This is a genomic window from Mycobacterium sp. D16Q13, from assembly GCF_002013375.1.
Lineage (GTDB): Bacteria > Actinomycetota > Actinomycetes > Mycobacteriales > Mycobacteriaceae > Mycobacterium.
In genome coordinates, this window is the sequence record NZ_MAEW01000014.1 from 24,843 (window position 1) to 38,549 (window position 13,707).

The window sequence follows — 13,707 nt, forward strand, 5'->3', positions numbered from 1 at the left end:
TGAACGGCATGTCTCACCGCGCTCCCATGATCGCCCCATCGATCCTGTCCGCCGACTTCGCACGTCTTGCCGACGAGATGGCGGCCGTGGAAGGGGCCGATTGGCTGCATGTGGACGTCATGGATGGGCACTTCGTACCCAATCTGACGCTGGGTCTTCCCGTCGTCGACAGTCTGCTGGCCGCAACCGATATCCCCATTGATTGCCACCTGATGATCGATAACCCGGATCGTTGGGCACCCGGATACGCCGAGGCGGGGGCACACAACGTGACCTTCCACGCCGAGGCCACGGATAATCCCGTCGCCGTCGCCCGTGACATTCGTGCCGCGGGTGCCAAGGCCGGTCTCAGCATCAAACCGGGCACACCCCTGGACCCATATCTCGAGGTGCTCAAGGACTTTGACACGCTCCTGGTGATGTCGGTGGAACCAGGATTTGGTGGACAATCATTCATCGCAGGCGTACTCGACAAGGTGCGCGCGGTGCGCAAGCTCGTAGACTCCGGCGAGCTGACCGTGCTTGTGGAGATTGACGGCGGCATTAATGCCGACACTATCGAGCAAGCCGCCGAGGCGGGCGTCGACTGTTTCGTCGCGGGTTCGGCTGTCTATGGCGCGCAGGACCCCCAAGCGGCGGTGCGGGCGCTGCGTGAACAAGCCGCCAGGGCAGCAACACATTTGGCCCGCTGATATGACCAACCCGATCGGTCTTGATGCCGCGATGGATCTGGCGATCCGGGCCGCCGAGCAGGTCAAGGGCAGCACCTATCCGAATCCGCCTGTCGGCGCGGTAATCCTGGATGCCACTGGCGTGGTCGTCGGGGTAGGCGGTACTCGCCCGCCCGGGCAGGAGCACGCCGAGGTGGTCGCGCTGGCCCAGGCCGGAGATGCCGCGGCAGGGGGTACTGCCGTCGTCACCCTGGAGCCGTGCAATCACCAGGGGAGAACCGGGCCATGTGTGGATGCGCTTGCATTGGCTGGCGTTTCACGTGTTGTCTACGCAGTCGATGATCCCAATCCGCAGGCGGCCGGGGGAGCCCAGCGTTTGCGCGCGCTGGGTGTGGACGTTCTCGGAGGCGTGGCTGCCGACCGGGTGGCGGCAGGTCCACTGCGAGAATGGCTGCACAAACAACGCACCGGACGGCCGCATGTCACCTGGAAGTACGGCGCCAGTGTGGATGGGCGCAGTGCCGCCAATGACGGCACCAGTCAATGGATCACCAGTGAGCAGTCACGGGCCGACGTGCATCGGCGCAGGGCGTTCGCCGATGCCGTTCTGGTGGGTACCGGCACCGTGTTCGCCGACGACCCACAACTCACCGCCCGCACCCCCGAGAACGTGTTGTGCCCGCATCAGCCATTGCGCGTCGTCGTCGGTATGCGCGAGGTCTCCTCGGACGCCAAGGTATTGAACGATGACTCGCACACCATGGTGATCCGGACGCACGACCCGGCCGAGGTGATCGCGGCGCTGGCGGACCGAACCGACGTCTTCTTGGAGGGTGGACCGACGCTGGCCGGGGCCTTCCTGCGCGCCGGTCTGGTGGACAGGATCCTGGCCTACCTCGCCCCGATGCTCCTGGGTGGCAACGTCCCCGCCGTGGAGGACGTGGGCGTCACCACCCTGTCGCGCGCGTTGCGCTGGGAGTACGACCACATCGAGCGAATGGGGCCCGATGTGCTACTGAGCCTCGTCCCCCGACTTGCGTTGTGAGCCAACGAAAATCGCGATGGCCGCACCAATCACGCAGACGACGGCCGTGATCGCGAACATCTCGCTATACATCTGGCTGTAGGCGTGAATGGATCGGTCCAGGAGCTGTTGTTGCAGCACAAGGAGATTCGGCTTTCCTTCCGGCTTGGGCTCCTTGGCTGCCAGTGCGTCGAAGTTCTGGTAGAAGCGATGGATGCCCCAGCCGCCGAGGGCCGCCATCCCGATCAGCATGCCCGTCATTCGAGCCACCACCACCAGCGCCGACGCGATGCCGTGCTGTACGGCGGGCACCACGCGTAGCGCTGCCGAGGAAAGCGGGCCGATCACCAGGCCCAGACCCACGCCGGCGACGATCAGGTCGGTATCGAGCCGGGGCAGTGTGAAGAACCCGAAATCGTGCCGGGCGGCCAACACATCCACCGGCCAGCCCGATATCAGGTAATAACCGAATGCGGCGATCAACAGACCGGCGACCGCGATGATCCGGTCGCCGAATCGTGTCGCCAGCCAGCCTCCGATCACCGCGCCGATCGGCAGTGCGACGAGGAACCGCGAGAGCAGGAACACGGCGTCGGCCTTGTCCATCTGCAGCACGCCCTGCCCCAGCAGCTCGATGTTCACGAGCGTCACCATGAGGGCGGCTCCGGCGGCCAGCGATGCGGCCAGCGCCGCGAAGAACGGACCGAACCGAACCCCTTCGGGGCTGATCAACCGAGTCTTGGCGCGCGATTCCCAGAGGATGAATGCCACGAACGCGACCGCGGCCCCGGTCAGTACCGGCAGACCCCAGTCCGGTAGCGCGGAGACCTTGGGGTCGGGGCTGTACAGGCCCACGACCAGCAGGCCCAGGGCGATGGCAAGCAGTGCGCCTCCGATGACGTCGACCTTCGGGCGGTTCGCGTCGTGCTGGTGCGCGGGGACACTGAACTGAACCAACACGATGGCGATGATCGCCAGCGGCACGTTGACCCAGAAGATCGCGGTCCAGGAGCCGAACAGCCATACACACAGAACGCCGTAGAGCGGGCCCAGCACGCTGCCCAGTTCCTGCGCGGCACCGATGCCGCCGAGAACCGTCGCGCGGTTGCGTGCCGCCCAGAGATCGGCTCCCAGAGCCAGGGTGACGGGCAGCAGCGCGCCGCTCGCGACACCCTGGATGACCCGGCCCGTGACCAACATCGTGAGATCGGTCGACATCGCGGTGACAACAGAGCCGATCGCGAAGCCCACCAGTGCCAGCTGCAGGATCAACCGGCGGCCGAATCGGTCGGAGGCCTGCCCCAAGAGCGGCATTGCGGCGATGTAGCCCAGCAGGTACCCGGTGACGATCGGGGTGACCTGCTGGATGTTGTTCAGCGCAATGCCGACGTCGCGCATGATGTCGGTGATAACGCTGACCACGACATAGGTGTCGAGGGCGCCCAACAGCACCGCCAGGCTTCCGGCGCCGATCGCGATGCCGCGATGCCGCAGCGGGAGAGTTGTCTCCTTGGCTGTATCGATCACGAGGCGGGCTTGTCGACCGTGACTGGCTTGCCCCAATCGGACAACGACATCTCAATGGTGTTGCCCGGGGACGTGTCGACGCTGACCTTGGTCAGTGCGTGATTGCCGTCCTTCGCGATCCAGGCCTTGCCCGGGATGTCCGAGGTGAGCTTGGAGCCGGCGAAGGTGTTGATGGCGTCCTTGTTCACGGTCCCGGTCACGAGCACGGAATCGACACCGTCGACGGTCTCGGTCTTCTCCGACTTGGCGCCGGTGAAGTTCGAGAGCAGATTGGCCAACCCCTTGTTGGGATCGAGAATGATCCCGACGTCGTAGACATCCTTGACGGGGCCCATGCTGGAGTAAGCGCTGCCGAGCTGGGCGAACAGCTCGCCGTCGACCACCACGAAGGGCAGCTCCAGTCCACCGGTCTTGGCGGTGCCCTTGGCGGCAAGGGCAGGCGTGGTGGTCAGATCGCCGGTGAGCTCGGAGAGCTTGATGGTCGGCTTGTCGCCGGTGACCTTGAGGACGAGGTGTGTACTCGTCTGTGTCTTGGTGGTGGCTGCCGACTCACTCAGGAGTGTGGCGGCCTCGGGCAAGTTGACGTCGGCCTTCTCGGTCTTGGAGCAGCCGGCCAGGGCGATGGCGGCGACTGCGACAGGGATAAGGGCGAGGCGGATGCGGTTGCGCATGCGTCCGATCGTAGAGGCTGAGTGCGACCCCGGGGGAGGCTCGCGACACGGCAGCGTTGCTGGCGATGAAATTGACACTCCAGCAATCCGCCGCCATGCTCGTTTGCAGGGCGGGATTGTCAACCGAGGGCTGGTTGTTGTGAAAAACGTGAGCAGAGCTCTGGCATGTGGTGTGTCCGCGGTCGCCGCGGTAGTCGGCATACTTGTTGCTTCACCTGCGCTTTCGGCCGCCGATCCAGCCTCGGAAACTCCTCCGAAGATTGTCGCTTTCCCGGGCATGTCGATTGTCCAGGGGGATAGCCGTTGCACTCTTGGCTACGTCGACCCGGCATCTCGAATCGGCCTGACGGCGGGCCATTGCAATGCCACCGGATCGGTGACCGACCTGGGCGGGAACCGTGTCGGCGAAGTGCTGCTGATGAGCCGGAACCTGCCCACCGGAGGCGCGATCGGTCCCGGAGATGTCGTTTCGGACTACGAAGGCATTTCGTTCGCGCCCGGGGTGGAGTTGAGCAGCACCCTGCCCAATGGTCTTGCGCTGCGGATGGCGCAGAACGCCGGGCCGGAGCCGGGGCTGCCGGTATGCCTCATGGGATCGGTGTCAGGCGAGACGTGCGGCAAGGTCGACGCGATTAACAACGGTTGGTTCACCATGTCGGATATCGGTGGGCAACACGGTGATTCGGGTGGCCCGGTGTACACCATCACCCAGCCTGGCCAGGCCTTGCTGGTGGGAATCTATTCGCTGCGCTGGGGAGGGAAGCCGGCGGCCATGTCCTGGTCGGCGATATCGGCTCAGATGCAGTCGCAGCTGGTGGCGCAGATTCCTGCTGCCGGACCGGGCAATGGTGGTCCCGAGCTGCCTAGCGTGCCTGTCACGGCGACCGCCGCGGCCCCTGCGGCGTCCTAGGCGCAGCCGGCTCATTTTCGTATTCGTGTAGGGCGCATTGCGCTTTCCATTCTGGTACTGTGGCGCCGTTCTGGGGCCACTAAGAAATTTGCTGCGCCTTCAGAAATTCCACAATGTCAATCATTGTGATCACACTGAATTTTGGAAGGTAGACATGAAACGCATTGCCATTGCTCTCGCCGCATTCGCGATAGCCATGGGGAGCGTCGGGTGTTCTGGAGGCGATGGCCAAGGCGGAAACATCGTTCGTATCGGCACGTCAGAGGCTGGTAAGGAATCCTGGGACGTTTTCGTCGATGAGGCGGGGAAGGCGGGAATCAAGCTCGTCACCACCAATTTCACCGACTACAGCCAGCCGAATGTGGCACTCACCCAAAAACAGATCGATGTGAATCTGTTTCAGCATCTACGTTTTCTGGCTGAATACAACGTCGCCGATAACGCAACACTTGCACCGGTCGGCGCCACCTACATCGTGCCGCTCGGTCTCTATTCGCAGAAGCATAAGACCCTCGCCGACATTCCACAGGGTGGGCAGATCGCCATCCCTAACGATCCGCCCAATCAGGCACGCGCGCTGTTCGTGCTGAAGGCCGCCGGGCTCATCACGCTCAAGGGCGGACGGGTGACGCCGAGTGCCGCCGATATCGACAAGGGCGCTTCCAGAGTCACGGTGACGCTAGTGGACGCGGCGCAGACGGCGCTGTCGCTCAAGTCGATCGACGGAGCCGTCATCAACAACACCTATCTGGCGCAGTCGAATATTGACCCCAAGAGCGCGCTCTACGCCGATGATCCAGCGAGTCCGGGCGCCGAGCCGTACATCAACGTCATCGTTGCGCGCGCCGAAGAGAAGGACAACCCGACGTACCAGAAACTTGTCGAGGTGTTCCATTCCCCGGCCGTCACCGAGGCATATGCCAAGGAGAGCAAGGGAACTCAACTGACGGTAACAAAGAGTGGCGCGGACTGCGCGTCGATCCTGGCCAGGATCGAGCAGCAGATCCGCAGCGAAAAATGACGACGGAAATGACCGGCGCGACACCGCTCATCCGATTCGAGAACGTCAGCAAGACCTTTCGGGTGGGCAAGAAGACCGTGACCGCCGTCGACGATGTGTCGCTCGATATCGCCGCGGGTGACGTGTTCGCCATGATCGGTTACTCGGGAGCCGGCAAGAGCACGCTGGTGCGTCTCATCAACGGGCTGGAGCGGCCCAGCTCTGGTCGCGTCGTCGTGGACGGAGCCGAGGTGAGCGCGTTGGGAGAGCGTGAACTGCGGCGTCTGCGCACCGATATCGGCATGATCTTTCAGCAGTTCAATCTCTTCCGGTCCCGAACCGTCGCGGGAAACATCGCGTATCCGCTGCGGGTGGCGGGATGGACCCCCGAGAAGCGCAACGCACGGGTCGCCGAACTGTTGGAGTTCGTGGGACTCGGCGATAAGGCCAAGAGCTATCCAGATCAGCTCTCCGGTGGGCAGAAGCAACGTGTCGGCATCGCGCGGGCGCTCGCGACGTCACCGTCCATTCTGTTGGCCGACGAGGCCACCAGCGCCCTGGATCCCGAAACCACCGGTGATGTATTGCAGCTGCTGCGCGCGGTCAACGACGAGTTCGGGGTGACCATCGTGGTGATCACCCACGAGATGGACGTGGTGCGTACCGTCGCCGATCGAGTCGCGGTTCTCGCCGATGGCAGGGTTGTCGAGGCGGGAACCGTGTTCGATGTGTTCTCCACACCCCAGAGTGAGGCGGGTAAGCGCTTCGTGGGCACCGTCTTGCAGAACACCCCCAGCGCCGCAGATGTGGCACGAATAGTCCAGCGGCACAAGGGGAGCATCGTTTCGGTCGAGATCAGCGAGGGCGTACAGATCGGCCCGGCGCTGGCACGTGCCACCGAGCTCGGGGTGCGCTTCGAGGTGGTCTACGGCGGCATCACCACGCTGCAGTCGCGTTCCTTCGGCAATCTGACGCTCGAACTCGAAGGCCCTGATGATCAAGTGGCGCAGATTATTTCGGATCTGTCGGCAGTGACAACCATCCAGTCGGTGAGGCGATGACGACGAATTGGGAGCGGCTGCGGCCACAGTTGTTCGAGGCTTTTGGTGACACCCTGTACATGGTGTCGATCACCCTGGTGTTGGGCGGCCTCATCGGCCTGGGGTTGGGAGTGTTGTTGTATACCACCAGATTCGGTGGGTTGCTGCAGAACCGGGTGCTGCACACACTCCTCAACGTGGTGGTCAACATCGTCCGGCCCATACCGTTCGTGGTGCTGATCGCCGCCCTTGGGCCGATCACGCTGGGAGTGGTGGGGACGACCATCGGCACCACGGCGGTGGTGTTCGTAATGATCGTCGCGGCATCGTTCGCGATCGCCCGCATCGTCGAACAGAATCTGGTGACCATCGACCCCGGGGTCATCGAGGCGGCGCGCGCCGTCGGCGCTGGCCCGCTGCGAATCATCCTGACGCTTTTGGTGCCGGAAGCGTTGGGGCCCTTGATTCTCGGCTACACCTTTGTGCTGATCGGGATTGTCGACATGTCCGCGATGGCAGGGTTGGTAGGCGGCGGCGGGCTTGGCGACTTCGCGATCGTGCAGGGGTATCAGCGCTTCAACTGGCAGGTGACAATCGTGTCGACCGTCATTATCATCGCGCTGGTGCAGGCAGCACAGTTCTTGGGAAACTATCTGGCGCGCAAGGCGCTTCGGCGATAGTTAGGCGGGAGGTGCCGGCACTGCCGGTGCCACCGGCGCAGGGGGCGCACCGGGTGCGGCGCCCTCGGGTGCCTCGGGCGGGGTCCAGTGCCACTGATCAGGCGCCGGACCCTGCGAGTCATCACCCAGGCCGGGGATGCGTGTGCCGGGAGGTGGGGCGGTTCCGGGCAACGGCTGGTTCAGCGACTCCTTGGTTCCTCGCCCCACGATGCCGCCTCGCCACTGGCCGTCCTGAACACCCCGCACGAGCCGCCCCAGGTAGTCGCCGCCCGAGATATCAGCGTTCTCTTCGCCGGGGTTTACCCCGTAGATCTCGCCCTTGCCGGGCTCCGCGGGCTTGAGGTTCTGCGGCAGCAGGTACTGGTTATTCAGCGCCCTGGTGTTCGGAGTGATGACCGGAGCCTCGGCGCCCGGGGCCGTCGGCGCCGCCGGTACCGGGTTCTGCCCAATCAGGTTGGGATTACCCACAATAGCGAGGTTGTTGGGTATGCCGCCGGGGCCTTGTTCGGTTCCGGATAGCGCGAGCGGGTTGCCGATTTGCGATGCCGGCGGTGGTTCTGGCGGACCGGGAGGGGCAGGGGCGGCCGCGGGCGCCGGCGCCGGGTCTGGTTCCCCGGGATCGCCGGGATCGCCGGTGGCGGTGGCCGCCGACGCGAGCAGCGCACTGGCGGCTAGAGCCGCAGCCACCCCGACCTTCACGATGGACGGACGATCGGGGTTCCTCATGGCTGCGTCTCTCCTCTGTACTGAATGTGGTTCGGACGGTCTAGCTAGACGGTCTTCGTGACGCCGTAGTACGCGACGATATCGTCGTTGTCCTTTGACGAGCTGGTCAGCACGGCGTACGAGCGCAGGAACGACTGCCCGATGCAACCGTCGATCTTGATGTGCACGTCCTTGAGAGTGATGCGCACTTCGCTGCCCTTGTATTTCTTCTTGTCGACCGAGACGTTGATGACCTCACCGGGCTGGGGGTGCACCTCGATCTGGCCCTGAATGGGCATACCGACGCTGGTGATACCGGCCGTACCGAGGCCGGCGTTGAGGCCGATGGAGCCGTTCAGCTTCACGGTGTTCAGGCTGATGCCGCAACCAATCTGGTAGCCGGCTTCCAGGGTGCCGCCGGACAGCTTGGTGCTGCCGCCGCCCTTAGCTGAGCCGGTGAACGTGCCACCGGCGAGGTATTCACGGGACGAGGTGGCGGTGGTCAGCGGCGGGATGGGCAGCTGCGTCTCATCCTTGGCGCCGACGGTCAGTACCCAGCCGTCGGGTGTCTTGACGATGCCCGGGTCCTCAGAGCCCACCACGCCATTGTCGGGCGGCGGGCCGTCCGCGGGCGGCGGGGCATCTGCCACGGGCTGCACGGGTGGTGGGTCGTCCGGGTCCGCCAGGGCGAGCGGCGCCGACGCGGCGAGCGCGCACGCGGCGGTCAGGGTGACGAGACTCTTGAACATGGGAGTGAGGCCTCTCGTGGTCTTTTGCATTGGGGTGGCTGTAAGCGTGTGGGGCATCGACGTCAGACGGCCTTGGTGATACCCATGTAGGTGACCACGTCATCGGTGTTTTCCGTTGAGCTGGTGAAGGTGGCGTATGACCGGATGAAGGACTGACCGACGCAGCCGTCGATCTTGATACGGAAACCGGTGATGGTGGTGCGCGTGGTGGTGCCCTCGAAGGTCTTCTTGTTGACCGGAACGATGGTCACCGTACCGGGCTTCAGGCCGACCTTGATCTGGCCGACGATGCCGGCGCTGGCGCTCGGGACACCCGCCATGCTGATCGATGGCTGGAGGCTGACACCACCCATGAGCTCCACGGGACCACCGGTGATGCCGCAGCCGATCTGGTACCCGGCTTCGAGTGTTCCACCAGCGAGCTTGGTCTTACCCGAACCCTTCACTCCACCGATGAACGTGCCACCGACGATGTACTCGCGTGAGGACAGCGCGGTGGTCAGTGGAGCCACCGGCAGAATGCTCTCGTCCTTAGCGGCGACAGCGAGGATCCAGCCATCCGGAGTGGGCAAGGTACCTGGCTCTGCCGAGGGCATGAAGCCAGGATCGCCAGGAGGGGGCGGCGGTGCGTCGGCCACCGGCTGGACTGGGGCCGGATCATCACCGGGTTCTGCTAAGGCGAGGGGCGCCGAAGCAGCAAGCGCGCAGACTGCAGTCAGAGTGACAAGACTTTTCAGCATGGTGCGGTAGCGCCTCTCAATTGTTGGTGATGTCCGTGTGACTTCTGTGAGGAAGCTGTCCCGACGAATGTTGGGGGTGCTGTGTTTCCAAAGGGTGAATGGACGGACAACAGTTATCGCCCAATGTCTATCCATTTCGTACGTCGGTACACACCGTTCCAACCGCGATGATTTGAAACGTGAAAAGCCTTCTGCCTCGGCGATTGTGACGAAAACCACTGGTGTCGCTACTGCCTGAGCGAGGCCGTTTGGGACTACCCGGTAGGGGTATCCAGCACACTTTTCAACGGTCAGTCGAATTTCTCTTCGTATACCAGTTGTTCAACGGTCGTTCAGACTCGTGACAATTCCGCAACTCACTATCAGATATTGGTGCTGTCACGACGCGACTCCGTATCGAATTGCCGGTACGGTCACGGCCGAACAGCACCAGAGAATCTGGAGAGGAATCGATGAGGCCATTACATCTCTGCCGGAAGGCGGCGGTGCCGTCGCTGCTGGCGATCGGCATGGGGTTGGCAACACTTCCCGTGGCGTACGCCGAGCCAGATGGCCAGGATCAAGTCGAACAGCCGGCTCAGCAGACCGTTCAGGCGCCCGGCCCCGCCGTGGTGTCCGCACCTGCCCCGACCTCCGATAGCGCCGCCCCGGCAGCCATCGAGGCGTGCGCGAAGTTCGCGACGGCACTCGACTACGCGGCGACCAACTATTCCGACTTCGCCGAGAACTTGGCCGGCATGGAAGGCAACTACAGCGACGTCTACGTGAACTCGAGCAATGGCACGGGCCGGACCGCTCTCCGTGAGGCCGCATCGTTCGCCAATGAGGCGGCGAACACCCCGGAGCTGGACCCGGCGATTGCCGATCCGATGCGCTCATGGGCGACAAACGCGAACAAGCTGATGATTCTCATGGGCGTTCGTGCCTCGGTCGATGGTGTGAACGGCAAGGCGAACGACCTGAACACCGATGCGCACAATGTCCAGATGGCCTGTGCTCAGGCGGGGACGCACGCCTAACTCGGCGGCACGCGCCCTACTCTTGTTGCATGTTCACTGGAATCGTTGAGGAGCTTGGCGAGATCCTGGGTAGAGAAGATCTCGGCGACTCTGCCCGTCTCACCGTGCTCGGCCCGCTCGTTGTCGAGGATGCGAAACATGGCGACTCGATCGCCGTGAACGGGGTCTGTCTCACGGTTGTCGATGTGCGCGCCGGTGGCGTCTTCACCACCGACGTCATGGGGGAGACGCTGTCGCGGTCGAGCCTGGACAAGATCGTGACCGGCACCAAGGTCAATCTGGAGCGAGCCGCCGCCGTCAACAGCCGGCTCGGCGGGCACATCGTGCAGGGACACGTGGACGGCACCGGAGAGGTGCTCACCCGTACACCGTCGGAGAACTGGGAAGTGGTGCGCGTCTCACTGCCGGAGGCCGTGGCCCGCTATGTGGTCCACAAGGGCTCGATCACGGTGGACGGGGTGTCGCTGACCGTGTCCGGGCTGGGGCCGGACTGGTTCGAGGTATCGCTCATTCCCACCACGCTGGGGTTGACGACGCTCGGATCGGCGGTGGTGGGGACGACGGTGAATCTCGAGGTGGATGTCATCGCCAAGTACGTCGAACGCCTGCTCGAGCACCGTTCTTAGCTCCTGATTCCGCTGAGTGAGCAGCGCTCGAATCATTGAATTCCCGGTGGTTCATAATTGAGTTGCCCACACGCCCCTAACGAGAGTGGTCCCCATGACCAGGTTGGACAGCATCGAACGCGCTGTCGCCGATATCGCCGCCGGTAAGGCCATCGTCGTCGTCGACGATGAGGATCGGGAGAACGAAGGCGATCTGATATTCGCCGCGGAGAAGGCCACCCCGGAATTGGTGGCGTTTATGGTGCGGTACACGTCGGGGTACCTCTGTGTGCCGCTGGCCGGGGAGGACTGTGACCGGCTCGGGCTGCTTCCCCAATACGCGGTGAATCAGGACAAGCACGGAACCGCGTACACGGTCACCGTCGATGCGAAAAACGGTATTGGGACCGGGATTTCGGCTTCCGACCGCGCGGCGACGATGCGGCTCTTGGCCGACGCGGCGAGCGCCCCCGATGACTTCACCAAGCCAGGACACGTTGTTCCGTTGCGCGCCAAGGAAGGTGGGGTGCTGCGGCGACCCGGCCACACCGAGGCGTCCGTCGACCTGGCCAAGCTGGCCGGGCTGCGGCCGGCCGCGGTGATCTGTGAGATCGTCAGCCAGAAGGACGAGGGCGCGATGGCGCAGACCGAGGAATTACGGGTCTTCGCCGACGAGCACAACCTCGCCCTGGTTTCGATCGCGGACTTGATCGAGTGGCGCCGCAAGCACGAGAAGCACGTGGAGCGGATCGCCGAGGCGCGGATTCCCACCCAGCATGGCGAGTTTCGGGCGGTGGGTTACACGAGTATCTACGACGACGTCGAGCACGTGGCGCTGGTGCTGGGGGACATTTCCGGACCCGAGGGCGACGGAAACGATGTGCTGGTGCGCGTGCACTCCGAATGCCTGACCGGCGATGTATTCGGTTCGCGCCGTTGCGATTGCGGTCCGCAGCTGGACGCCGCGATGGAGATGGTGGCCAAGGAGGGGCGTGGCATCGTGCTGTACATGCGCGGCCACGAGGGGCGAGGCATCGGACTGATGCACAAGCTGCAGGCCTACCAGCTGCAGGATGCCGGCGAGGACACCGTAGATGCGAACCTCAAGCTCGGCCTGCCCGCCGACGCGCGCGACTATGGTTTGGGTGCGCAGATTTTGGTCGACTTGGGCGTGAAGTCCATGCGGCTGCTGACCAACAACCCCGCCAAGCGCGTGGGGTTGGACGGGTATGGGCTGCACATCATCGAGCGGGTGCCGCTGCCGGTGCGTGCCAACTCGGAGAACATTCGATACCTGCGCACCAAGCGGGACCGGATGGGGCACGATCTGGCTGATCTGGACGATCACCCCGAGGCAGACGGCGCGTGAGCGGCGGCGATGGCATCCCGTCACTGAAAGTTGGTGACGCATCGGGGCTGAGCGTGGCGATCGTTGCCAGCACCTGGCATGACCAAATCTGCACCGCGCTCCTGGAAGGCGCCAAGCGTGTCACGACCGATGCGGGCATCGACCGTCCGACGGTGGTGCGGGTACTCGGCGCCATCGAGATACCGGTGGTGGCACAGGCCCTGGCCCGTACCCATGACGCCGTTGTCGCGCTCGGAGTTGTGATCCAAGGCCAGACACCGCATTTCACCTATGTCTGCGATGCGGTGACCACCGGGCTGACCCGTGTTTCCCTGGATACCAGCACTCCGGTCGCCAACGGGGTGTTGACCGTGAACAACGAGCAGCAGGCACTCGATCGTGCCGGCCTGCCGGGGTCGTCTGAGGACAAGGGCGCTCAGGCGGCAGCCGCTGCACTGGATACCGCGCTGACGCTGCGCCGGCTCCGTCAGCCCTGGACTGAGGCGTGACCAAATCGCCGGGTGACCGTGAATGGGAGCTCGTCCTGAAACCCCACCTGTCGCCGTACTTCGTCTACGCGGCTGCGTTCGTCATCGCGGCTGCGCATGTCGCGGTGGGCCTGCTGCTGAAGATCTCGCCCAATAGCGGGGTGATCTTCAAGACCTCCGACCAGGTTGGAATCGCTCTGGTGGGCTTCGTCATCGCGGGCGTGGTGCTCATGTTCGCTCGCCCTCGGGTACGCGCCGGTGCGGCAGGCATCGAGGTTCGCAATGTTTTGGGCCCCAAGCTCATTCCGTGGCCGGAGGTGGTCGGCATCTCATTTCCGGCCGGTGCGCAATGGGCGCGGCTGGATCTGGATGACTACGAATACGAGCCGATGATGGCCATTCAGGCGGTCGACAAGCAGCGTGCAGTCGACGCGATGGATGCGCTGCGCGGGCTGGTCGTCAAGTACACGGATCAATCCACGGCCTAGCCGGCTGCCGGGTGTACACGGCGGCACGTTCTCGCCGCCGTG

Annotated in this window: 16 protein-coding genes; 11 read left to right on the plus strand and 5 right to left on the minus strand. The window is 64.1% G+C overall.

Translation table 11 applies throughout. From position 1 onward, the window contains the following. Positions 1-8 precede the first annotated feature (8 nt). Both rpe and ribD read left to right on the plus strand, forming a co-directional pair. Positions 9-692 (plus strand): ribulose-phosphate 3-epimerase, encoded by a 684-nt coding sequence (gene rpe, locus B4400_RS15430; RefSeq protein ID WP_099051837.1) that lies wholly within the window; start codon positions 9-11, stop codon positions 690-692. A 1-nt stretch (position 693) separates the two neighbouring features. Then, positions 694-1,716: a bifunctional diaminohydroxyphosphoribosylaminopyrimidine deaminase/5-amino-6-(5-phosphoribosylamino)uracil reductase RibD gene (gene ribD, locus B4400_RS15435; protein ID WP_078311893.1), complete on the plus strand. Its 1,023-nt coding sequence runs from the start codon at positions 694-696 to the stop codon at positions 1,714-1,716. Here ribD and B4400_RS15440 read toward each other — a convergent pair. Both B4400_RS15440 and B4400_RS15445 read right to left on the minus strand, forming a co-directional pair. Then, positions 1,684-3,222: an MFS transporter gene (locus B4400_RS15440; RefSeq protein ID WP_078311895.1), complete on the minus strand. Its 1,539-nt coding sequence runs from the start codon at positions 3,220-3,222 to the stop codon at positions 1,684-1,686. The genes ribD and B4400_RS15440 overlap by 33 nt on opposite strands. Then, on the minus strand, positions 3,219-3,893 hold the full coding sequence (locus tag B4400_RS15445; protein ID WP_078311897.1) for an LppX_LprAFG lipoprotein: 675 nt from the start codon (positions 3,891-3,893) through the stop codon (positions 3,219-3,221). The genes B4400_RS15440 and B4400_RS15445 overlap by 4 nt, the downstream gene beginning before the upstream one ends. A 172-nt stretch (positions 3,894-4,065) precedes the next feature. Between B4400_RS15445 and B4400_RS15450 the strand changes: the two genes are divergently transcribed. The 4 genes from B4400_RS15450 to B4400_RS15465 all read left to right on the plus strand — a co-directional run bounded on the left by B4400_RS15450 (position 4,066) and on the right by B4400_RS15465 (position 7,523). Next, the gene (locus B4400_RS15450; protein WP_078311899.1) at positions 4,066-4,803 is read left to right on the plus strand and encodes an Rv1815 family serine proteinase; all 738 of its coding nucleotides are present in this window, start codon (positions 4,066-4,068) and stop codon (positions 4,801-4,803) included. Positions 4,804-4,957: 154 nt separating this feature from the next. Further along, entirely contained in the window at positions 4,958-5,824 is an 867-nt protein-coding gene (locus tag B4400_RS15455; RefSeq protein WP_078311900.1) for a MetQ/NlpA family ABC transporter substrate-binding protein, read from the plus strand. Positions 5,825-5,832: 8 nt separating this feature from the next. Further along, the gene (locus B4400_RS15460; RefSeq protein ID WP_078311902.1) at positions 5,833-6,864 is read left to right on the plus strand and encodes a methionine ABC transporter ATP-binding protein; all 1,032 of its coding nucleotides are present in this window, start codon (positions 5,833-5,835) and stop codon (positions 6,862-6,864) included. Continuing rightward, positions 6,861-7,523 carry a methionine ABC transporter permease gene (locus B4400_RS15465; RefSeq protein WP_078311904.1) on the plus strand — a complete coding sequence of 221 codons (663 nt, stop codon included), beginning with the start codon at positions 6,861-6,863 and terminating at the stop codon, positions 7,521-7,523. Before B4400_RS15460 ends, B4400_RS15465 begins: the two co-directional genes overlap by 4 nt. Here the strand turns inward: B4400_RS15465 and B4400_RS15470 are convergent, their stop codons facing one another. The 3 genes from B4400_RS15470 to B4400_RS15480 all read right to left on the minus strand — a co-directional run bounded on the left by B4400_RS15470 (position 7,524) and on the right by B4400_RS15480 (position 9,717). Continuing rightward, entirely contained in the window at positions 7,524-8,249 is a 726-nt protein-coding gene (locus B4400_RS15470) for a hypothetical protein (protein WP_078311906.1), read from the minus strand. Positions 8,250-8,293: 44 nt separating this feature from the next. Continuing rightward, positions 8,294-8,977 carry an MspA family porin gene (locus B4400_RS15475; protein WP_078311907.1) on the minus strand — a complete coding sequence of 228 codons (684 nt, stop codon included), beginning with the start codon at positions 8,975-8,977 and terminating at the stop codon, positions 8,294-8,296. 62 nt (positions 8,978-9,039) lie between these two features. Further along, positions 9,040-9,717: an MspA family porin gene (locus tag B4400_RS15480; RefSeq protein WP_078311909.1), complete on the minus strand. Its 678-nt coding sequence runs from the start codon at positions 9,715-9,717 to the stop codon at positions 9,040-9,042. A 452-nt stretch (positions 9,718-10,169) separates the two neighbouring features. Here B4400_RS15480 and B4400_RS15485 point away from each other — a divergent pair, with 452 nt between their 5' ends. The 5 genes from B4400_RS15485 to B4400_RS15505 all read left to right on the plus strand — a co-directional run bounded on the left by B4400_RS15485 (position 10,170) and on the right by B4400_RS15505 (position 13,665). Then, positions 10,170-10,736: an Rv2240c family protein gene (locus B4400_RS15485; RefSeq protein WP_078311912.1), complete on the plus strand. Its 567-nt coding sequence runs from the start codon at positions 10,170-10,172 to the stop codon at positions 10,734-10,736. Positions 10,737-10,765: 29 nt separating this feature from the next. Next, entirely contained in the window at positions 10,766-11,362 is a 597-nt protein-coding gene (locus B4400_RS15490) for a riboflavin synthase (protein ID WP_078311915.1), read from the plus strand. A 94-nt stretch (positions 11,363-11,456) separates the two neighbouring features. After that, a complete protein-coding gene (locus B4400_RS15495) occupies positions 11,457-12,710 on the plus strand; it encodes a bifunctional 3,4-dihydroxy-2-butanone-4-phosphate synthase/GTP cyclohydrolase II (protein WP_070939561.1) in 1,254 nt (417 codons plus the stop codon). After that, complete coding sequence (gene ribH, locus B4400_RS15500) at positions 12,707-13,198, plus strand: 6,7-dimethyl-8-ribityllumazine synthase (RefSeq protein WP_078311916.1); 492 nt, start codon at positions 12,707-12,709, stop codon at positions 13,196-13,198. Before B4400_RS15495 ends, ribH begins: the two co-directional genes overlap by 4 nt. After that, positions 13,195-13,665: a PH domain-containing protein gene (locus B4400_RS15505; RefSeq protein WP_078311918.1), complete on the plus strand. Its 471-nt coding sequence runs from the start codon at positions 13,195-13,197 to the stop codon at positions 13,663-13,665. Before ribH ends, B4400_RS15505 begins: the two co-directional genes overlap by 4 nt. Positions 13,666-13,707 lie beyond the last annotated feature (42 nt).

Coding starts and splice junctions, on each gene's coding strand:
- rpe (WP_099051837.1), top strand. CDS start 9: ATGTCTCACCGCGCTCCCATGATCGCCCCATCGATCCTGTCCGCCGAC.
- ribD (WP_078311893.1), top strand. CDS start 694: ATGACCAACCCGATCGGTCTTGATGCCGCGATGGATCTGGCGATCCGG.
- B4400_RS15445 (WP_078311897.1), bottom strand. CDS start 3,893: ATGCGCAACCGCATCCGCCTCGCCCTTATCCCTGTCGCAGTCGCCGCC.
- B4400_RS15455 (WP_078311900.1), top strand. CDS start 4,958: ATGAAACGCATTGCCATTGCTCTCGCCGCATTCGCGATAGCCATGGGG.
- B4400_RS15460 (WP_078311902.1), top strand. CDS start 5,833: ATGACCGGCGCGACACCGCTCATCCGATTCGAGAACGTCAGCAAGACC.
- B4400_RS15465 (WP_078311904.1), top strand. CDS start 6,861: ATGACGACGAATTGGGAGCGGCTGCGGCCACAGTTGTTCGAGGCTTTT.
- B4400_RS15470 (WP_078311906.1), bottom strand. CDS start 8,249: ATGAGGAACCCCGATCGTCCGTCCATCGTGAAGGTCGGGGTGGCTGCG.
- B4400_RS15475 (WP_078311907.1), bottom strand. CDS start 8,977: ATGTTCAAGAGTCTCGTCACCCTGACCGCCGCGTGCGCGCTCGCCGCG.
- B4400_RS15480 (WP_078311909.1), bottom strand. CDS start 9,717: ATGCTGAAAAGTCTTGTCACTCTGACTGCAGTCTGCGCGCTTGCTGCT.
- B4400_RS15485 (WP_078311912.1), top strand. CDS start 10,170: ATGAGGCCATTACATCTCTGCCGGAAGGCGGCGGTGCCGTCGCTGCTG.
- B4400_RS15490 (WP_078311915.1), top strand. CDS start 10,766: ATGTTCACTGGAATCGTTGAGGAGCTTGGCGAGATCCTGGGTAGAGAA.
- B4400_RS15495 (WP_070939561.1), top strand. CDS start 11,457: ATGACCAGGTTGGACAGCATCGAACGCGCTGTCGCCGATATCGCCGCC.